The sequence below is a fragment of the Winogradskyella aurantiaca genome, assembly GCF_003362725.1.
Taxonomy (GTDB): Bacteria; Bacteroidota; Bacteroidia; order Flavobacteriales; family Flavobacteriaceae; genus Winogradskyella_A; species Winogradskyella_A aurantiaca.
On the sequence record NZ_QKTV01000002.1, the window covers coordinates 1 to 21,288 of the forward strand.

At 39.2% G+C, this 21,288-nt stretch carries 12 protein-coding genes; 3 read left to right on the top strand and 9 right to left on the bottom strand.

Annotation, left to right across the window (positions count from 1 at the left end; translation table 11 throughout):
* On the top strand, positions 1 to 11,278 hold an 11,278-nt coding region (locus tag DN064_RS04180), incomplete at its 5' end, for an HYR domain-containing protein (RefSeq protein ID WP_115461383.1).
* 1 nt (position 11,279) lies between these two features.
* On the opposite strand, the gene hisS is transcribed toward DN064_RS04180, so the two are convergent.
* Positions 11,280 to 12,650 carry a histidine--tRNA ligase gene (gene hisS, locus DN064_RS04185; RefSeq protein ID WP_115461736.1) on the bottom strand — a complete coding sequence of 457 codons (1,371 nt, stop codon included), beginning with the start codon at positions 12,648 to 12,650 and terminating at the stop codon, positions 11,280 to 11,282.
* Positions 12,651 to 12,800: 150 nt separating this feature from the next.
* Between hisS and DN064_RS04190 the strand changes: the two genes are divergently transcribed.
* Complete coding sequence (locus tag DN064_RS04190) at positions 12,801 to 14,054, top strand: ABC transporter permease (RefSeq protein WP_115461384.1); 1,254 nt, start codon at positions 12,801 to 12,803, stop codon at positions 14,052 to 14,054.
* On the opposite strand, the gene DN064_RS04195 is transcribed toward DN064_RS04190, so the two are convergent.
* The 5 genes from DN064_RS04195 to rpsF form a co-directional block, all read right to left on the bottom strand.
* The gene (locus DN064_RS04195; protein WP_115461385.1) at positions 14,055 to 14,525 is read right to left on the bottom strand and encodes a DUF6495 family protein; all 471 of its coding nucleotides are present in this window, start codon (positions 14,523 to 14,525) and stop codon (positions 14,055 to 14,057) included.
* A gap of 25 nt (positions 14,526 to 14,550) precedes the next feature.
* Positions 14,551 to 15,330 (bottom strand): DUF2490 domain-containing protein, encoded by a 780-nt coding sequence (locus tag DN064_RS04200; RefSeq protein WP_115461386.1) that lies wholly within the window; start codon positions 15,328 to 15,330, stop codon positions 14,551 to 14,553.
* A gap of 125 nt (positions 15,331 to 15,455) precedes the next feature.
* On the bottom strand, positions 15,456 to 15,908 hold the full coding sequence (gene rplI, locus DN064_RS04205) for a 50S ribosomal protein L9 (RefSeq protein WP_115461387.1): 453 nt from the start codon (positions 15,906 to 15,908) through the stop codon (positions 15,456 to 15,458).
* Positions 15,909 to 15,920: 12 nt separating this feature from the next.
* Entirely contained in the window at positions 15,921 to 16,220 is a 300-nt protein-coding gene (gene rpsR, locus DN064_RS04210) for a 30S ribosomal protein S18 (RefSeq protein ID WP_198659407.1), read from the bottom strand.
* The gene (rpsF, locus tag DN064_RS04215) at positions 16,220 to 16,558 is read right to left on the bottom strand and encodes a 30S ribosomal protein S6 (RefSeq protein ID WP_115461389.1); all 339 of its coding nucleotides are present in this window, start codon (positions 16,556 to 16,558) and stop codon (positions 16,220 to 16,222) included. Before rpsF ends, rpsR begins: the two co-directional genes overlap by 1 nt.
* Positions 16,559 to 16,779: 221 nt before the next feature.
* Between rpsF and DN064_RS04220 the strand changes: the two genes are divergently transcribed.
* On the top strand, positions 16,780 to 17,475 hold the full coding sequence (locus DN064_RS04220) for a LytR/AlgR family response regulator transcription factor (protein WP_115461390.1): 696 nt from the start codon (positions 16,780 to 16,782) through the stop codon (positions 17,473 to 17,475).
* A 2-nt stretch (positions 17,476 to 17,477) separates the two neighbouring features.
* Here the strand turns inward: DN064_RS04220 and priA are convergent, their stop codons facing one another.
* From priA to DN064_RS04235, 3 genes are read right to left on the bottom strand one after another with little or no spacing between them, the layout of a single operon-like run.
* On the bottom strand, positions 17,478 to 19,925 hold the full coding sequence (priA, locus tag DN064_RS04225) for a replication restart helicase PriA (RefSeq protein WP_115461391.1): 2,448 nt from the start codon (positions 19,923 to 19,925) through the stop codon (positions 17,478 to 17,480).
* Positions 19,925 to 20,344, bottom strand: coding sequence for a DUF2147 domain-containing protein (locus DN064_RS04230; RefSeq protein WP_115461392.1), 420 nt, complete (start codon positions 20,342 to 20,344; stop codon positions 19,925 to 19,927). The genes priA and DN064_RS04230 overlap by 1 nt, the downstream gene beginning before the upstream one ends.
* Positions 20,337 to 21,287, bottom strand: coding sequence for a YihY/virulence factor BrkB family protein (locus DN064_RS04235; protein WP_115461393.1), 951 nt, complete (start codon positions 21,285 to 21,287; stop codon positions 20,337 to 20,339). The genes DN064_RS04230 and DN064_RS04235 overlap by 8 nt, the downstream gene beginning before the upstream one ends.
* Between the last annotated feature and the right edge of the window lies 1 nt (position 21,288).

Below are 21,288 nucleotides of genomic sequence, written 5' to 3' on the forward strand. Positions count from 1 at the left end.
TAGCGATGTATCGGATGGCAACTCTAACCCTGAAGTCATTACACGTACTTATAGCGTTACTGACCTGGCTGGTAATTCCATTAATGTTACACAAACCATTACTGTTGATGATACTACCAACCCTTCAGCCTCTAATCCTGCCGCTGTTAATGTTCAGTGTGCCTCGGATATCCCTGCTGTAGATACTGATGTTGTTTCTGATGAAGCTGATAACTGTTCTGGTGCTATCACCGTTGCTCATGTTAGCGATGTATCGGATGGCAACTCTAACCCTGAAGTCATTACACGTACTTATAGCGTTACTGACCTGGCTGGTAATTCCATTAATGTTACACAAACCATTACTGTTGATGATACTACCAACCCTTCATTCACCAATGTTCCAACAGACATAAGTCTCGGATCAGATTCTGGTGTTTGTTCTGCTGTGGTTAGCTGGCCTGCACCAACAGCATCTGATAATTGTACTATTTCCGGAGTTGTAAGTTCCCATAATCCTGGAGATACCTTCCCTGTGGGTACCACAACCGTAACGTATACCGCTACAGATGACGCAACGAATACCTATTCCGTATCATTTGACATAACTATTAACGATACAGAAATTCCCGTCCTTGATGCTGCTCCAGCTGATATTACCGTCAATTGTGTTGGCGATGTACCAGCCATGACAAGTTTAAACTGGACAGATAACTGTGATGCAGGTGGTACTGTAGCAGGTGTGGATTCAGCACTAAGTGGCACCACTTATAACGGCACCATAACAAGAACCTGGAACATTACGGATAGTTCTGGTAATGTTGCTGCAACTAGAACTCAGGTAATCACCATTTTTGATTCTGTTCTTCCCGTAATTTCTATAATAGGTGATAACCCTCAGACTATAGAAGCATGTAGTCCTTATGTTGAGTTGGGTGCGTCCGCTTCTGACAACTGTGATGGTGATTTATCTGGAAGCATTATAATTGATGCCTCTACGGTAGACACCAATGTCGTGGGTACCTACACCGTTACCTATAACGTTAGCGATGCTAATGGCAATAATGCTACAGAAGTAACAAGAACTGTTGATGTTGTTGATACAGGCCTACCCACTGTGGTCACACAGGATATTACTGTTCAGTTAGATGCTTCTGGCAATGCTACAATAACAGTAAATGATATTGACAACGGATCTTCAGACTCTTGTGGTACAATAAATTTGGTAAGTGTATCCCCAGATGCTTTTGATTGTGATAACACAGGAGCTAACATAGTTACCTTAACAGTAGACGATGGCAACGGAAACACAGCTACGGGCACTGCTACTGTGACTGTAGAGGACAGTATTGATCCAGTTATTAACGACTGTCCGTCGGACCAAACCATCCAAACGTCAAGTGACGGAGGGAATAATTGTACAGCCATAGCCACATGGACCTCTCCAACAGCTTCGGACAACTGTGCGGTAACCATCGCCAGAACTGACGCTTCAGGTCTTAATTCGGGAGATGCATTTCCGGTTGGAGATACCATCATTGAATATACGGCAACGGATGCGTCAGGAAATACCTCATCTGTTTGCTCCTTTACTATTACTGTAGAAGATGATGAAGATCCAATAGCAGTTTGTGAGTCTGATCCAATCACTTTAGCCCTAGACAACAATGGCTATGCCCAATTAACTACGGCAGATGTGGATGATGGATCATCCGATAATTGTGGAAATGTGACACTTGGTTTCTCAGGGCCTGGTGCAGGTAGTTCAAATGGTAATAATATTGCATTAGGTAAACCAACACAACAAAAAACTACCGGTTTTGGTGGAGTTTCATCAAGAGCAGTTGACGGAAATAATGCAGGTAACTGGAGTAGTGGAACAATTACACATACTAACGATAGATTGAACACTTGGTGGGAAGTAGATTTAGAAGAGGATTATGATGTTGTAGCCATGAAGATTTGGGAAAGAACAGATGGATGTTGTAATAATAGACTTCGCCATTTTAGAGTAGATCTGTACGACGGAAATAATATTGTTGGAACTCAAACAATAAATCAGTCATTTACGGGGAGTATAGATATTACTGTGAGTGGAACTGGGGATAGAGTCCGAGTAACACAACTTGTAAACGAATATCTTTCGATAGCTGAGTTTGAAGTTTATACGGCAGGTGAACCAATATATGCCTTTGATTGTGATGATATTGGAACACAAAATGTAACCCTCACCGTGACTGATGATGCTGGAAATGAATCACAGTGCGTAAAGGAGGTAACGATAATAGATAATACTGCTCCAAGTATTAGCTGTAGACCACCGCTTGTACTTTCTCTAAATGCAGATTGTATCATTCCTGATAGTAGTTTTATTGACAACTCAAACAATCGTCCAACGGTATCTGACAACTGTACGGCTAATGGAGACTTAATTGTTACCAATAATTTCGCCGACATCACCTTTGTGGTTGGAAACAATACCTTGACCTGGACCGTTGAAGATGAATCGGGTAATACCAATACCTGTACCCAGATTATTGAAGTTGAAGATACCAGTGCTCCGGTTATTGATTTATGCCCTGCAGACATAGCAGTTAATGTAGACGCCGGTACTTGTGAAGCGGTTGTTGATTATACGATCCCTGAATTCTCAGATTGCTCGACACTAAGTAACCCCGCTAATCTAACGGTAACGCAAACCCAAGGTCCGGCACCCTCTAATATTACAGGAGGAATAGCCACGACAACCTTCCCGGTGGGTACAACGATTATTGAGTATACCGCCATTGATAATACAGGTTATACTACTATCTGTAGTTTTGAAGTGACTGTTACCGATAATGAAGCACCTACCCTTACTATTCCTGCGAATGTCACTATTAGTTGTGATGACGATAGTTCTGCAACAGTCTCTGGAACAGGTGTTGCTACCGCGACTGATAATTGCGATGCTGACCCCATTATTACATCAACTGATGTTGTTACGGCAGGCACAGGCAACAATTCTGTTATTACTAGAACCTGGAGAGCTGAAGATATTTATGGGAATTTTACAGAATTAGATCAAATAATTACTATTGAAGACACAACAGCTCCAGTCATTACTTGCCCGGCTGATATTACGGTGGAATGTGATGGCGACGTAAGTTCAGCTGCCACTGGTGTTGCAACCGCAACAGATAATTGTACCGATCCAACCATTTCTTTTATTGATGTTATAACAGATGCAGATGTTAATGATAATAGCTATGTCATAACAAGAACTTGGACTGCGGAAGATGAGAATAACAACATATCCACTTGTGACCAAATTATCACTGTTGAAGATTCCACCCCACCAATTGTAGATTGTTTACCTAATGTCACCTTGGAGTGTGGCGATCCAACTGATATCGCAGCATTAGGCGAGCCCACCGCGACAGATAACTGTGATTCCAATCCAACTATAACTCATACCGATGCTGTTGCAAATGGTACCGGAAATAACTACACAATTACGAGAAGTTTTACCATTACAGATGCTGATGGCAATGTCACCTTTTGTAATCAAATAATCGAAGTACGCGATACTACCGGGCCTGCAATCGTATGCCCGTCAGACGTCACATTAGAGTGTGACGAGGATACCACTGTTGCAGCACTAGGAAGTGCAGTGGCCACAGATATTTGTGAAACCGATAGCAACAACCTTACTGTTTCACATTCTGACACTGTTATTCCAGGTACTGGAAATGCTTCTGTAATAGAACGTACCTGGACGGCTACCGATCCAAATGGAAATAGTTCCACTTGTTTGCAAACCATAACTCTAGTAGACACCAGTGTACCAACCATTACTTGTCCAGCCGATATCACCATTGGATCATCAAGTGACGGCACTGGTGATTGTAGCACAACGGTTTCACTAGGAACCCCTACTGTATCGGACAATTGTTCATTATCCACTGATTTGATTGTAACCAATGACGCGCCGTCATCATTCCCTGTAGGAACCACTGTGGTCACCTGGACCGTGGAAGATGCTTCTGGCAATACCAATACTTGTACTCAAACAGTGACCGTTCAGGATGACGAATTCCCCGAGATAGTTGTTCCAAACGATATTATTGTCAACAGTTGTGATAATAATATTAATTATGCGGTAACGGCCTCTGACAACTGTGATGGCTCAATAACTGCCATTACGCAGACTGATGGAACAGGATTCGCACCAGATGTCACCAATGCATTCCCTATTGGAATTACCATATTATCCTTTGAAGTAACGGATGCCGCTGGAAATACAACCACCGAATCGTTTACAGTAGAAGTTGTTGATGCTACAGACCCTCAAATAAGCTGTCCTGCAGATATCGAAGTTGACAATGATACTGGGGTATGTACTGCAGATGTGAGTTACGATATTTTTGCCTCTGATGATTGTACAGGATCCACTATAAATTGGACGTTTACAGGTGCTACCGTTGATTCCGGATCCACAGTAACAACAAATCCATATGCACCAACCCACACATTCAATGTTGGTGTGACCACTGTAACATATACCATCGTGGACGGTGGTGGAAATACAGCACAGTGTTCTTTTACAGTAACGGTAAATGATACTGAATTGCCAAGTATTACCTGTGCTTCCGATATTGCGGTGGATACCGATTCTGGAACTTGTGGGATAGCGGTTGCCAATGTTGGTCTCGTTAACCCAACCATAGCTGATAACTGCACCACCACTGGTGACCTTACTTTAGTGAATGATGCACCAGCAATTTTCCCTTTAGGAGATACCATTGTCACCTGGACGGTAACCGACACCTCTGGTAATTCTAATACCTGTCAACAGACCATTACTGTTGAAGATAATGAAGTTCCTATATTAAACTGCCCATCCTCAGTAGTGCAGATCAATACGGACCTGGATGCCTGTACAACTAGTGTTGACCTAAACACTGTTGTTTCATTCACGGACAATTGTACAACAACAACATTAAGTTTCGATATTGGTGGTTCGGCAATTAGCACTAATTATGATTTTCCAATTGGAACAACAACAGTTAACGTCACAGCCGATGATGGATCTAATCAATCCACATGTAATTTTGATATCGAAATTACCGATGGGCAACTGCCAGAAGCAGTATGTCAGGATATTACTCTTACACTGGACGATTCTGGAAACGCCACTTTAACTGGAGCCGATATTGACGGTGGATCCACTGATAATTGTGATACCAGTCTTGATTTAACAGCGTCGCAAACACTATTTACCTGTGCAGATATTGGTGTTAATACAATTACATTAACTGTAGAGGACGATGCTGGCAACAGCAGTTCATGTGATGCTACGGTAACCATAATCGATCCAGGCACCAATGCAACAGTTAGCATATCTGCCAACCCAAGTTTCCCAATTTGTATTGATGAAAGTGTGGTCTTCACTGCCACACCTACAAATGAAGGACTAAATCCAACATACCAATGGTATCAGGCAGGTTCACCAGTTGCTGGGGCCACAGGCCCTACATTTACGCCTGCTGATCTGCAATTTGGGGATGAAGTATATGTGATACTTTTTGCCGGGTTCTGTAATTATGAAGTTACCAGTAACACCGTAACAGTATCATACAATTTACCTCCGGATTTAAGTGGTGGTGATGAAGTATGTATTGGTGGTAATATCAATCTTAATCCGTCCTCTGGGGGAACCTGGACCAGTAGTGACACCTCCATTGCAACGATTGATAATAATGGTGTTGTAACGGGAGTTGCCATCGGTACGGTCACATTTACTTATACAGACGGTACCACTGGATGTTCCAATACCACCGGTGATGTTTCGGTAATTGACATTCCAACACTTACATTCCCTGCCACACTCTGTGAGGATGATACCTATCAATTATTACCAGACACAGGAGGTATATGGACTAGTAGTAACCCATCTGTTGCAAGTGTTACCAATTCTGGTTTAGTTACAGGTGTTTCGGAAGGGTCCGTAACCTTTACTTACACACTTCCTTCAGGTTGTTCAAATACAACCAGCCAGATCACAATAGATGGAACTCCTGAAATTATAGAACTTACATCCTCTTCAACAGACACCTTTTGTTCAGCTGAAAGTACGGAACTAAATGCAGTTGTTGCTGACGCCACATCGGGCACTACTGTTCTGGCTAATTATAATTTCAATTCTGGAAATAGCTTTGCCGAATTGGATGGTCAGGAACCAGCTGGTATTAACTGTGAGGTTAGTAGTCCAGATTATCCGTTCCAAAGAGTTGGTCCAGGTAGATCAACACCACCACAAGCCTTTACCCAAAATAATGTAGGTGGTACAGGATTAAATGCCAACACTTCCATTCCTAGTGTTGTCAATCCAGGTAGAAGAAGACATTTTGAATTCGAATTAACAGGATCTAACCTCAATAATTATGGATTCCTTAGAGTGCGTTACGATGCTCGTAGAGAAGCTGCTTCAAGAAACTACAAACGTTTAAGATTGTACTATATAAAAGATGGAGGCAACAGAGTTTACTTTGGTGGTAATCATAATCTAAGAAATAATAATTGGTCAAGAAGAAACAGAACGTTACCAAGTGGTGCTGCAAACCCAAATTCAAGCCTAATTATTGGGTTGGAATTTCAAGGTGGATCGTCCTCAGATGTATTAATTGATAATTTTCAAATTCAGGGAGCTGCACCAGATCCAGGTTACTTATATTCGTGGACCGCTACTCCTGCAAGTACGGCCGGTTTGCCTGCCAATGCAGGAACACCATCAAATGGAAATATTTCAATATTTGTAAACCCAACCGAAACTACCACGTATACATTCTCAGTCTCAAACTCCAGAGGTTGTGTAAGCACAGAAGATATAACGGTAACGGTTCTACCAAGTCCGGAGCTGACTGTTATTGCCAATTACTGTCCAACAGACGCTGCCAATCAAGGGACTGTTGAATTATCTCCCGACACCAATGGGGTTGACACTACAGGTTGGACCTGGGAATGGAGTACTGGTGAAACCACTGAGACCATTAATGTTGATATTGCGGGAACCTATGAAGTTCTGGGTATCGCGCCAAACGGCTGTCCAGCTATTGGATTTATGAGCGTTGCTGAAGAACTGGTGATTGATGGAACTTTTTCTGATGTTGATATTACAGATCCAAGTTCATTTTCATGGTATTCTGATCAAATTTATGTTGAAGATAGGCCTGGTCGAATTAATCCAAACACAGGTATTGTTGACAATACTGGCGAATTATGGAGAGATGGAGGGCTTTTAGGATATTCTATCACAGAAGATGCAAATGATACGCACCGCTTTTTTCATGGAAGAGACCATACCAATAACAATGATGGGAAGCCTCGATATTTTATGGCTATAAATGGAGATGCATGTTTAAGTGGTTCTGGATCTGAAGCATATCCTTGTCCAAATACTGGTATTGCATATGCATGGCGCCAAGACAACACACCAGTTCAACCAAATACAACTTATTATTTTTCGGCTTGGACAATGCGTCTTGTTAATGGCAATGCACCAAGACTTCAATTTGAGGTAAACGGACAATTAGTCGGAACAGATGTCCAACCACCACCGAGATGTGGAAGCGGTCCAGAATGTGACAACTGGGGTCGATTCTATGGTACGTGGACATCCGGACCTTCCGATACGTTTGTTAACATCGCTATCGTTAATAAAAACCCATCGCCAGGTGGAAATGATTATGCCATAGATGATATTTCTTTTGCCACACTCTCAACATTTATCGATTTAGAATCATCACTAGAAACTGAGACTCAAGACATTTGTACCAATACCGAAATTGACCCAATTAGTTACAGTATTGGTGCTGGATTAAGTTATGATGATGATGGAAATCTTCAAGGTCTTGATGTCACCTGGACCAAGGATGGCTCTCCTATTGCACGACCCGATGGAATTACCGAAGATTTTAATGGTGTAATCTATAACATTACAGGAGAGATTGATGAACCTGGTTCTTATAGTTACACGATTGAAACATCTGGTGGTTGCACCAGTAACGAAATTGTTTCAGGGACTATCATTATTGAACCAAAGCCCCTAGTGGATATAGAGGATGACTCACGTATCATATGTGGATCAGAATCCTCAATTGCCATTGAGGCTTTAACCTCCTTTGGTGCGCAAACCGTACCAGCTGGTACCTGGACTGCCGTAGATATCAATGGTGACCCAGCAAGTGGTTCATTCACTGTTGCAGATCTAGTTAATGCCCCAGAAATTGCCACCTACAATATTGGAGCAACAGACTCTGGAACCATTACTTTAATCTATACTATTGACAACTCAGGTGGCTCGGCTTTATGTAGTGAGTCCATGGATAGTATTGATATAGAAATTCACCCTTATGTTGAGCCAATAATTAATGTTGGAGACATTACCAGTCCATCTGATTGCGATGTGATTGATATTGCACTTTCAGCCTCTGGAACGGTTGGACAATGGACTGTTACTAATGGAGCCGACCCTAATAGCTATTATTTTTCTGATAGTACAGATCCTAATGCCACCTTCTATGGTGCCAGTGGGGAAGACTATGAGTTAACTTGGAGCATCGACAATTTGGGCCCATGTGGTGTCACTGAAAGCACCTCCTATATGTTATCCATACCAAACTGTGGTGTTAATTTGAGTTTTGATGGAACTGATGATGTCATAGATTTCAGAAATAACTTTGGTTATACGACCTCAGACTTCTCTATTGAAATATGGATAAAACCAGAAAAGATTTATCCTGATGCCACCATTCAATCCATAGTCTCTAAGCGCAATGCGTTGGATATGAGCAATGGATACGACCTAAGACTGGTGCAAAATGAATTGTCTTTCTATGCCAACAATACTAAAGTGGTTTCAAGAACTGGTATTAACAGAAACAGATGGTTCCATGTAGCAGTTGTTTATAATAATGGTACCTATACTCTTTACATTGATGGAATCAATGTGAGCTCAGGTTCTGGTCCGGCTCCATCGGCTACCTCAGCCAGTAATATGGTAGGTGGTATGTATAGAGAAGGACAACGCCCTACCCATTACTACGAAGGCTATATTGATGAAATCAAATTCTGGAATACCGCCTTGTCGCAAGATCAGGTAAGAGAGATGATGAATCAAGAAATTGAAATCGCCGGTGCAAATGTTCGTGGTCGAGAACTTGGCTTGGACGTTAACGGTAATCTGCAATGGACGCATCTTGACGGTTACTATCGACTAAATGGTAATGATGGTGATATTACTAATGGTGAAGTTTTAGATATTAATGGTGCTATTCCTGGAAAACTAAGAAATATGTCTGACACTCAGCCTGAAACCGCACCAATACCTTATGAATCACAATCGGATGGAATTTGGGCTAATTCCAATACATGGTTAAATGGTAATGTCAATATCCTGCCTAACAGTACTGGGATTGATGGTACACCAATTGATTGGAATATTGTAAAAATCCATAATTCCGTTTCGTCAGGAAACAAAAACATAGCAGTTCTTGGCTTAAATGTATTTAATGGTAGATTAGACATTGAAAATTCCAATCCAAGCGATGGGCAAAGCATTTATGTTGATAAATATTTAGAGATTGGTGATGGGGTTCTTGATCTTGTTGGAGAATCACAGTTACTACAGGGAGATGGTAGTATGGCCATAAGAACTGGAAACGGATATCTAGAACGTGATCAACAGGGCTCAAAAAGTAGCTTCAATTATAATTTTTGGGGAAGCCCAGTTAGTTCAGATCTTAATGGTACTGGCTTTACTGTGGGTGATATTCTATTCAACGGAACGGACCCTAATAACATCTTACCAATATCATGGAATCCATGGTGGGGAGGCGCAAGTTACAGCCCAACCAATATGGTGTTAAGTTCTTACTGGATCTATGATTTTGTTGATCAGGATGCTAATAACATTTGGGGATATGTACAACAAAGAGAAACCGGATTTTTCAGTAAAGGACTTGGTTTTACATTAAAAGGAAGTGGAACAACAGAAGATGAACAGAATTACGCCTTTAGAGGAGAACCTAATAATGGTACTATTGGGGTACCCCTTACTACAAGAACAACTGGGCAAAACAGAACTTTAGTAGGTAACCCTTACCCTTCTGCATTAGATGCTAATGAGTTTATCAAGGATAATATTTCTGGTTCGTCTGCTAATCCTGGCTCCACGGAGAGTATTGAAGGAACGCTTTACTTCTGGCGCATGTCAACAACTAATAATTCACACTATTTAGCCGAATATCTTGGTGGCTATGCGAGTTATAACTTAACCGGTGGAACTCAAGCTGCTACTCCTCCGAGTGAAATAGCGGGTCTAGGTGATGCTATTAACTTGAGACCAGAACGCTATATCCCAGTTGGGCAAGGGTTTATGGTTGGATCACCAACTGGCACACAACAAACCAAGCAAGTTGAATTCAGGAATAACCAGCGTGTATTCGTTAAAGAGGAACCGAATTCCTCAATTTTCCTTAGACAAGGCCCTAAGGCTAAAAACGACGTTAATGACCAATATGATGACATTACTTCACGACAAGAAGACGAAGAAACAGATATTATTCAGCGCGTACGATTAAACTTTACAACACCAGAAGGGGCCATTATACCCTCGTTATTAGGATTTACACCTGACAATGCTGCATCTGAAGAATTTAATTATGGATATGATGCCGAGTTTATTGATGATTATCCAAATTTCATGGCCTACATAATTGGAGATAAAAACTATATTATTCAGGGTGTTGGTGCTTTTGACGAAATGAAGCGATTCCCAATAGGAATTTACTTAGAAACATCTGGTACGGTAAAAATTGAATTAACCGAGCTTGAAAACTTTAGTGATGAGATTGATGTATTTATATACGATGCGGTTGAGGAATCTTATACTCAAATTAACCAGTCAGAATTTGAACTAACCCTTGAGTCAGGAGATTATGTAGGTCGATTTGAAGTGGTTTTTCAGGATCAAAACTCACTTTCTACTAATGAACCTACTAAGGATCAGGACTTCAACATCTACTATGCAAGTCAACGAAACAAGATTGTTATCATGAATCCTCAAGGTCTTGAAATTCAAAGTATTGAAGTATTCAACATGCTTGGACAGAGTGTAAAAACATTCAACATAGAAAGACCTCAGACTTATTATGAGCTCCCATTCTACAATATTCAAGCGGCCGCATATGTTCTTCACGTGCGGAGTGAACGTGGCGTACAGACTAAGAAATTTATTGTAGACGGATTAAGAAGATAGGCTATTGAACTAGCGAAACAATCTCATCTATAGATATTGTTGCTTGATTGCCAGTTCGCATATTTTTTACAGTAACTTTTTGGCTCGCCATTTCAGAATCACCAACAATCCCCACAAATGGTATTTGACGCTTATCCGCATAATTAAACTGTTTTTTAAGTTTAGCTGTATCAGGATATAACTCTGCCGAGATTCCAGCTTTGCGCAGTCTATTAATGACTTGTAAGCTAAACTGTGCCTCTTGGTTACCAAAATTTATAAAAAGAATTTTTGTTGATGCCACTACAGAAGATGGAAATAATTCCAGTTCTTCCAATACCAGATAAATTCGGTCCAAACCAAAACTTATACCTACTCCACTTATGTCTTTTAAACCAAAAATACCGGTAAGATCATCATATCTACCACCTCCACCAATGGAGCCCATTTTTACACCATCAGGTGCAGAAACTTCAAAGATAGCGCCAGTATAATAATTTAATCCTCGCGCCAAGGTCACGTCTAATTCTAACTTAGCAGCTTGTAAATTGAGGTTTGCAATAGCGCTATTAATAAACTCTAATTCCTCAACCCCTTCAAGACCAATTTGAGATGATTTTAAAAGACCCCTCAACCCGGTTATCTGATCTTCAAAGGATCCAGACAGGTCAAATAAAGGTTGTAGCTTTTCAATAGCATGCTCAGAAATACCTTTAGCAAGCATTTCTTCTTTCACTTTATCCTCTCCGATTTTATCTAATTTATCAAGAGCTACTGTAAAATCTATTAATTGATCTTCGGCTCCAATCACTTCGGAAATTCCGGATAATACCTTGCGATTGTTGATTTTAATAGTAACACCTCGTAATTTCAGCTTATTGAATACACCATCGTATAACTGAATAAACTCTACCTCCTGCCATAATGATTTGGATCCAACAACATCAGCGTCACATTGAAAAAACTCTCTAAATCGTCCTTTTTGAGGACGATCTGCACGCCAAACTGGTTGTATTTGATAACGCTTAAAAGGTAGATCAATATCATTCTGATGTTGAACCACATACCTGGCAAATGGAACAGTTAAATCATACCTCAAAGCTTTTTCAGAAATTTTTGATGTAAGTTCGGAACTGTTCTTATCATTTAGAATCGACGAATCAACTTTGGAAAGGTAATCCCCTGAATTTAATATTTTAAATATAAGCCTGTCCCCTTCATCTCCATATTTGCCCATTAAGGTTTGGGAATTTTCAAAACTAGGAGTTTCAATTGGGTTAAAGCCAAACAGCTGAAACTCTTCTCTAATGGTAGTTATAATGTAATTGCGTTTTGCAACTTGTTCAGAATTAAAATCTCTCGTCCCTTTTGGGATACTCGGCTTTTGTGCCATATTCAATTGTATTCAGCTTTACCTGAGGTTAAGACCTCACAAAAATATTATAAAATTAGGTCGTAAAAAGAAGGAATTTCAATTTTATAGTAACTTTATGGCACTTTGATAGTCTTATAGTACAACTAAGATCTTAAGCCATATAATTACATGTTTCCACTATTCAGGGAGAATATTAAAATCGCCCTTGGTTCAGTTAAGAGCCAACTTCTGAGAACCATTTTAACTGTCGTTATTATCGCCATTGGAATAATGGCTCTGGTCGGTATTTTAAGTGGTATTAATGCACTAGAAAATACTATTTCAAGTGACTTTTCGTCCATGGGGGCCAATACGTTTAACATTCAACGATATGAGTTGACTGTGAGAGTTCAGACTGGTAATAGTAGAAATCGTGGCCGAACAAAGATCAATCCAGTTATTAGCTACAGAGACGCTAAAGAATTTATTGACACCTATAACTTCCCTTCTGCTCGTACTTCTTTATCATTTTATGGAACTAATGCCGCCGAGGTGAAGTATGAGAATAAAAAAACCGATCCGGAAGTAGCAGTAATTGGTGCTAATGAGCATTATATTGGAAATTCCGGGTTAGACCTGGAGTCTGGACGTGGTTTGAATGTATTTGATTCTTCCAATAGCAATAGCGTAACAGTGATAGGTAGTGATTTGGCCAAGGCTTTGTTTCCGGATGAAAATCCATTAAACAAGTCCATTAGCATTCGGGGCTCTAAGTTTACAGTTGTGGGAGTACTAGAGTCTAAAGGATCAACCTTTGGCAATAATCAGGATTTAATTGCCATCATCCCATATCAAAAAGCGAGAGCCATCTTTACTAGTCCGCGTGTTAATTATAGAATTAGTGTACGCGTAGACAAAAGTGAAATGATGGCCGGAGCTCAAGATGAAGCTGTTATAATGTTTAGAAATATAAGAGCCCTTAGCCCTATAGAGGATAACAATTTTGGCATTGTTAGAAGTGACGATTTACTTCAGCGCGTTGGAAGTATCACTAGCTATCTATACGTGGCAGCTTGGATAATTAGTATCATAACCATTTTTGGTTCAACCATAGCACTAATGAACATAATGTTAGTTTCGGTAACAGAACGGACTCGTGAAATTGGGGTAAGAAAAGCCTTGGGTGCCAAGCGTAAAACCATTGCCATGCAGTTTTTTATTGAAACTGTTTTAGTGGGGCAGTTTGGTGCTGCGCTGGGAATTCTACTTGGCATATTGATTGGATGGGGAATCGCTGCAGGTTTTGACCTCACCTTTTCCATTCCATGGGTAGCCATGTTATGGGCGAGTACCATTGCCTTTATTGTTGCAGTTATTTCGGGTGTGTACCCGTCTACAAAAGCAGCTAAACTTGACCCTATTGAGTCCTTACGCTATGAATAATTAGTGGATTAACTCATCAAAATATTGAAAGAGTTCCCCTTTGGTGATAACAGCTCCTTTTCTAATAAGTCTGAATATATCTAGAGCACGTTCTTCCTCATAGTTTTTGGTAGCATCGAAAAACTCAACTTCCTTAGCCATCAAGTTTTGTCTAAGCCAGTGATATCCTTCGGGAGTGGTGAGGTCAATTTCATCGTTCTTTACAACGACCGCTATTAATGCTATCTGGGTTTCTTGACAATGGAACAAGTGAATCTGATCTTTTGAAATATGCTCCAGGTAATTAACTTTTTCAAGCACACCATGCCAAACTAAATCACTAAAGACATCTAACTCCTGCTCTGCTACTTCTGGCTTATTGGACTTAATATCCTTCCACTCGTCGGCTGTAATGGACTGAGTGGCTAGGAAATTAATAAACTCCTCATGCAACTCTTCAAACTGTTCTTTTGTTAGTCTTGCAAATTTCATTTTTTAGTAAACTGAATGTTTTTAGTTATTCTTCCCCATGTCGGATTTCATCGATCTTAGTGGCTTTATTTTTTCTGAAATCAAAATTCCCATAGAAAAATAGTCGAATAGTATGATTTAGATTGTACACATTTCCGACAGCCAATTGTTGATATACCAGCATATAACCACAATCAAACTTCCATTGATCGTTCAGTTTATGACGAATCCCTAGTGTTAATCGGTTTTGATTAAAGGTATTGTAAACGACATTTTTACCAAAGTTCAAATGGATTTCATTGGCTATCATTAATTCTGTTCTGCTACCTTCTTTAAAAGGGATACCACCACTAATTAAAAAACGAACCCTATGAATAAGAAAGTCATCATTTAGAGATTGGCCGTTGACCACATTATTGAAAAAACGCTGCTCCGTTCTTAAACGGAAAAAGGCATTGAGTTTTGGAAACTTTTGCGAAATACTAAACTGCTGATAAATCCTATTTTCATTTTGATAGGCATCCCAACTACCAGAAGGGGTTAGCCATAAATGAGCATATCCTCCCGCTAATCTAATATTAGGCTTAATGTAATACTGCCCACCAAAACGGATAAAATAAAAATTGGGCTTGGCCACAAAATCGGTACGTCTAACATGAATATCGTTAAGAATAGCCCAGCGTTCAGAAATTCTAAATACATTATTGGTTGAAATCCAAAACTGGACATTCTCATTAATCACCTTCTCAGGTAACTCTTGAGAATGAGATGTGCCATACGTTAGGATTAAGGCCATTACAAGAACAATAGTTCGCAACGCATTCATAGGTATTTTATTTAAAGCCTCAAAAGTACTGCAAGGTACATTACTACTATCTGATAAAACTCAGCTTTTAGAAATAAAAAACCGCCTTTAGGCGGTTTTATTGATTAGATATAATTTACGTAGAATTATGCCTTTTCTGGTATAACCTCAAATGGTAAATCTACTGTTACTTCTCTGTGCAATCTAATGCTGGCGTTGTACTTTCCTAAACGCTTCACATTTCCACCCACAACCTTAATGAATTTCTTATCCAATTCATGTCCGGCCTTATTAAGGGCGTCAGCTAAGTCAATGTTATTGACAGAACCAAAAAGTTTATCACCAGAGCCCACCTTAGAAGCTATCTTGATTTCTAAAGCGGATAATGCTTCAGCTGTAGTTTTAGCATCGTCAATCAACTTTTGTTCTTTAAATGCTCTTTGTCTTAAGTTCTCAGCTAATACCTTCTTTGCAGATGGTGTTGCTAAAACTGCCTGTCCTTGTGGAATTAAATAATTTCTACCATAACCGTTCTTAACTGTTACAATATCGTCTTTAAACCCAAGGTTCTCTACGTCTTGTTTTAATATAAGTTCCATAGTTATGATGTTTTATTTTAGTAAATCTCCAACGTAAGGCATTAAAGCCAAATGTCTCGCTCTTTTAACTGCAACAGACACTTTTCTTTGATACTTTAAAGATGTTCCAGTTAATCTTCTCGGAAGTAATTTTCCCTGCTCATTGACGAACTTAATTAAGAATTCTGGGTCTTTGTAGTCAATATACTTAATACCAGATTTCTTGAATCGGCAGTATTTCTTCTGCTTAGCAGTCTCTATGTTTAATGGGGTTAAATATCTGATTTCCCCATCCTTTTTACCTTTAGCTTGTTGTTCTATAGATGACATGATTACGCTTTTTGTTTATTTCTTTCTCTTCTCTTTTCAGCCCAAGCAATAGCATGCTTGTCTAGTTTTACAGTTAAGTAACGCATAAAACGCTCATCTCTTCTGAATTCTAACTCAAGTGGAGAAATTACTTCACCTGGTACAGTGTATTCAAATAAGTGGTAAAAACCACTTTTTTTGTTCTGGATTGGATAGGCTAACTTTTTCAGTCCCCAATCTTCCTTGGCGATCATCTTGGCTCCACGAGAAACGAGAAAGTCCTCATATTTCTTTACTGTTTCCTTTATCTGTTCTTCAGATAAAACGGGATTCAAGATGAAAACAGTTTCATAATGATTCATAATACTTTTTTATTAAATTATTAAAAGCGGGTGCAAAAGTACATATTATTTGTAAGTCTTCCAATAAATTACGATTGAAATTAAGCCTGTAAAACAACTGTTTTCGTTGTGTGAATTTTCTAAAATTGGATAGAAATAATTACACTTTGTCGGAGTTTTTTGGTTTTTATCCGAATTTTTCGTAGTATTGTCGAATATCTTAACCTAATAAAATAAATGTTATGACTTTAAACTGTGTAGTAGTTGATGACTCTGCAATTCAACGCCTCTCAATCGTCAAGTTAATTGAAAATCATTCGTCCCTCAATTTAATTGCCGAGTATAGCAGTGCGTTGGAAACCAAGAACGGTCTCAATACACACAAGGTAGATTTAATCTTCCTTGATATTGAGATGCCAGTATTAAATGGTTTTGAGCTTTTGGATGTCCTCAACAACAAGCCTCAAATTATTTTCGTAACGGGTAAAACCGAATATGCTTTTAAAGCATTTAATTACGATGCTACAGACTACCTTCAAAAGCCCATTACCAGAGAACGTTTTAATACTGCTGTTGAAAAAGCAATTGAGCAACATAAATTAAAGCTTGATTTTAACGAAGCTGATGGTGAGCATATCTTCGTAAAAAGTAACCTTAAAAAACGTAAGGTATACATAAGAGATATCAAATGGATTGAAGCTCTTGGCGATTATGTAAAAGTGGTAACAGAAGAAAATAGCCTTGTTGTTTTATCTACAATGAAGGCTTTTGAAAAAGAACTACCAGAAGGAAAGTTCTTAAGAATCCACAAATCATACATTGTCAACTTAGATAAGATAGATAGATTTAATAGTAAGAATGTTGAAGTTGGTGCTTACGAAATACCTTTAAGTAGAAACAAAAAGACACAACTTGTTGATGCCCTAAACAACATGTAGTCTTAATAACTGTCAACGTTTATAACTACGCGCACAGCCCTAAAATCTTTTATACTTAAGAAGCTATTCTCAATTTTCAGAATGGCTTCTTTCGTTTTTAATAGAGACCTGTCTGGAGCAATTTTCACCATGATATTCTTATGATACTGGTTTCTAATTCTGGAAATAGGAGGAAACTCAGGACCAAGTACCCCGGCCTTTAAGGCGTTTCGCAACGATTTGGCAAACCACTCTGAAGCCATATTAACTAAGTCTGCATTCCGGTGCCTTAAACTGATTTTTATAGTTCTATAAATTGGTGGGTAATGAAACTGATGGCGATCGTTCATCTGCTCCTTGAACATAGAACTATAATCGTTAACAGAGACCTGTTGCAGAATGTTATGGTAGGGGTTATAAGTTTGGATAATCACTTTACCACGCTCATCTGTTCTACCCGACCGGCCAGAAACCTGAGATAATAACTGATAACAGCGTTCATGTGCTCTAAAATCAGGAAAATTGAGAAGGTTATCAGCATTGAGAACCCCTACGAGTTTCACATCTCTAAAATCCAGTCCTTTGGTGACCATCTGAGTGCCAACTAATATGTCTATCTCTTTATCTTCAAAGCGCTCTATGAGTTTTTCGAAGCTGTATTTTCCCCTTGTGGTATCCAGATCCATTCTAGCCACCTTTGCCTTAGGGAATAACTCCTTTACCTCGGCCTCCACTTGTTGAGTACCAAACCCTTTAGTATCAAGGCTTGCATTACCACAGGCCTCACAATTGGACATTTTGGGCTTATTAAAACCACAGTAATGACAACGAAGTTGATTTTTGTATTGATGATAGGTTAAACTAACATCGCAATTAGGACATTGCGGTGAATGACCGCAAGTAAGGCATTCTAAGATTGGCGAAAATCCCCTACGATTTTGAAATAAGATAATTTGAAAGTTCTGATCCAGCGTTTCGGTCATTTCCTCAATAAGGCGATCGGAAAAATGCCCTGTCATTCGTTTACGCTTGTATTTATCTGCCAGGTCTACCAATTCAATATCCGGCATTAATACATTATTAAAACGCTTGGTCATTTCTACCAAATGATATTTACCATTGGTTGCGTTAAAATAGCTTTCCATACTAGGTGTGGCTGATCCCAATAAAACCTTAGAATTAAACTGCCTGCCCAAAACTATGGCCGCATCTCTGGCATGATATCTAGGAGCTGGATCAAATTGCTTGTAAGACACCTCATGCTCCTCATCAATGATAACCAAATCAAGATTCTCATAAGGCAAAAATACAGAGGATCTGGCCCCTATTACTACTTTGCCTTTTCCTTCTTCTAATAGTTTCTGCCATACTTCAAGGCGTTCATTAGAAGAGTATTTGGAGTGGAAGACCAGGACCTGATCCCCAAAACGCTGTTCCAATCGTTTGACCAATTGCGTGGTGAGTGCAATTTCCGGAACTAAATATAAAGCCTGCTTTTGTTGCTGCAGAGTTTGCTCTATAGCCTTGATATACAACTCGGTTTTACCAGAAGAGGTAACACCATGTAACAGAACTATTTTACCATCTTCAAACCCCTCTTCCACAGATTCAAAGGCTTGTTGTTGTTCTGCATTGAGTTGTGGCGATTCACCATGAGCCATCTCCCCTTCCTTTATCCTGGAGGATTCAAGAAAGAACTCTTCAACAATCTGTTTGTCAATTAATGATTTTACTATGGTGGAGCTGCTATTTGAAACTTCAAGCAAGGATTTAACCTTGACAAGTTCTTTTGCCCCATTTAGCTGAAATAATGATAAGACCACAGCGCGTTGTTTGGGAGCTCGATTAAGAATGTCTAGAAGTTCTTGTAAGTGTTCTTCGAATCTGTAGGTTGGATGTAGTTGCACATAGCGTACCATTTTTGGCTTATATCGCTCCTGCAACTGCTCATGTAGTTCAATTAATCCCTTATTAACCATTGAGTGAATAATGGGAAGCACATGTTTTCTATTTAAAATATCAGAAATCTCATTAATAGATAATTGAGACTGGTAGGTCAAAGCCTCTAACAGTAAAAATTCATTATCAGTTAAATCACGATCCGAAAGGTCTAAGTATTCGGGCTTTACAATAATCGATTCACTACTTAGTAATAATCCACTTGGCATAGCTGCACGCATAACTTCACCAAGCGAACACATGTAGTATGAGGACAACCAATTCCAGAATTTAATTTGGTCTTCAGTAACCGATGCCGTCTTATCCAGAATGGTATAAACAGGCTTTGCCTCGTAGGCTTGAGGTTCAACCTCGTGTAATGCATAAACTATTGCGGTATAGAGTTTGGATTTACCAAAGGGGACGGCCACTCGCTGTCCCTTTTCAATACTACCAATTTGATCGTCCTCTACTCTGTAAGTGAACAGACGTCTTAATGGAAGTGGAAGGATAACATCCGCAAATAAGGCCATTATTTAACGCGCTCCCAATATTGAGTTTTGTAGAAGAATGCCACATAACCTCTTACCTGAAGCTTATTAGCTTCTTCAAGTTTTAATCGGCACTTATAAGTTTTACCTGTTGAAGGATTAACAATAGTCCCATTTTCATAGATATCGTCATCTTTAACCATACTATTTATTATGGTCATACCCATAATGGGTTTGTCTTTGAGCTCTCCTTCGCATTTAGAACAAACAGAGTTCACTTTATCAGGGTTCAGAATCTCTATAATATCCCCGTAAAGCTTCCCATCTTTTTCATAAAGATTAACAATGGATTTCGGCTCACCGGTTTCATCATCAATGGTACGCCACTTTCCTAATATATCCTGAGCATTTGATAATTGAACGGTTATAAGGGCTGCTATGATAACTAGTAATTTATTCATTTGAATTTTGGTGTTGTTGATGTAATACTCTTAGCGTGACGTTTAATTCGTATCCCAGTAACAGGATATTGGAATTGAGCCATAAATATAATAGAAGAATCAATAAAGCCCCAATAGAACCATAGAGTTCGTTGTATTTTGAAAAGGATTCAATATATACTCCAAAGAAGTAAGAAGTGATGATTATTAAGATAGTTGTAAGGAGTGCTCCAACTGAAAAAAACCTGGTATGCTTACCCTCACGGGTTCCAAAATAGTACAAGGTCGCTGTAGCTATATAAACCATGATCACATAAAACAGATATTTTAAGGCCTGAATCCAACCTAAACCTGACTGATTTATGTCTTCATCAAATGCTGCATCATAAATAGGAGCCAGTATGTAAATTTGAACATAGCCACTCACCGCAACGGTAAGTATCAATAGCAAGACTAAAATAAGTGATACGCCAAGTGCATATAAGTATTGCCTAAAAAGATTACGGGTCAATACATCGTGGTATGATGTTTCAAAGCTCGTAAAAACAGAATTCACACCATTGGCCATCAAAAAAAGTGATAATACAAAGACTGAGGACACCAGTCCTGCCCCCCTATTTTTATTGATATTCTCAAAAATATTCTGGTTAAAAAACTCTGAGGTTTGTGGGGGTAAAATAGAATCTAAGAAAGACAAAAAATCTTCTTGAAAACCAGGAATCGTGATGTTTGGGATAATAATGATTACAAAGAGTAAAAACGGAAATATAGCCGTGAAAAAATTAAACGCAATGGCACTGGCTCTCGTAGTAAGCGTTCCTTCTACTATCCCAACAGTGTATAATTCAAGCAGATCATAGATTGATAGCCCTTCTAATCCCGGTAGTTTAATTGATTTTAAAAACCGTACTATATATTTTAAAATGGGGATTTTATCCAGAACCTCTTCTACACGTTTGGACATA

Excerpts from the sequence above, each read along its gene's own strand:
- hisS (WP_115461736.1), bottom strand. The coding sequence starts at position 12,650 with ATGGCACAAAAGCCGAGTATCCCAAAAGGGACGAGAGATTTTAATTCT.
- DN064_RS04190 (WP_115461384.1), top strand. The coding sequence starts at position 12,801 with ATGTTTCCACTATTCAGGGAGAATATTAAAATCGCCCTTGGTTCAGTT.
- DN064_RS04195 (WP_115461385.1), bottom strand. The coding sequence starts at position 14,525 with ATGAAATTTGCAAGACTAACAAAAGAACAGTTTGAAGAGTTGCATGAG.
- DN064_RS04200 (WP_115461386.1), bottom strand. The coding sequence starts at position 15,330 with ATGAATGCGTTGCGAACTATTGTTCTTGTAATGGCCTTAATCCTAACG.
- rplI (WP_115461387.1), bottom strand. The coding sequence starts at position 15,908 with ATGGAACTTATATTAAAACAAGACGTAGAGAACCTTGGGTTTAAAGAC.
- rpsF (WP_115461389.1), bottom strand. The coding sequence starts at position 16,558 with ATGAATCATTATGAAACTGTTTTCATCTTGAATCCCGTTTTATCTGAA.
- DN064_RS04220 (WP_115461390.1), top strand. The coding sequence starts at position 16,780 with ATGACTTTAAACTGTGTAGTAGTTGATGACTCTGCAATTCAACGCCTC.
- priA (WP_115461391.1), bottom strand. The coding sequence starts at position 19,925 with ATGGCCTTATTTGCGGATGTTATCCTTCCACTTCCATTAAGACGTCTG.
- DN064_RS04230 (WP_115461392.1), bottom strand. The coding sequence starts at position 20,344 with ATGAATAAATTACTAGTTATCATAGCAGCCCTTATAACCGTTCAATTA.
- DN064_RS04235 (WP_115461393.1), bottom strand. The coding sequence starts at position 21,287 with ATGTCCAAACGTGTAGAAGAGGTTCTGGATAAAATCCCCATTTTAAAA.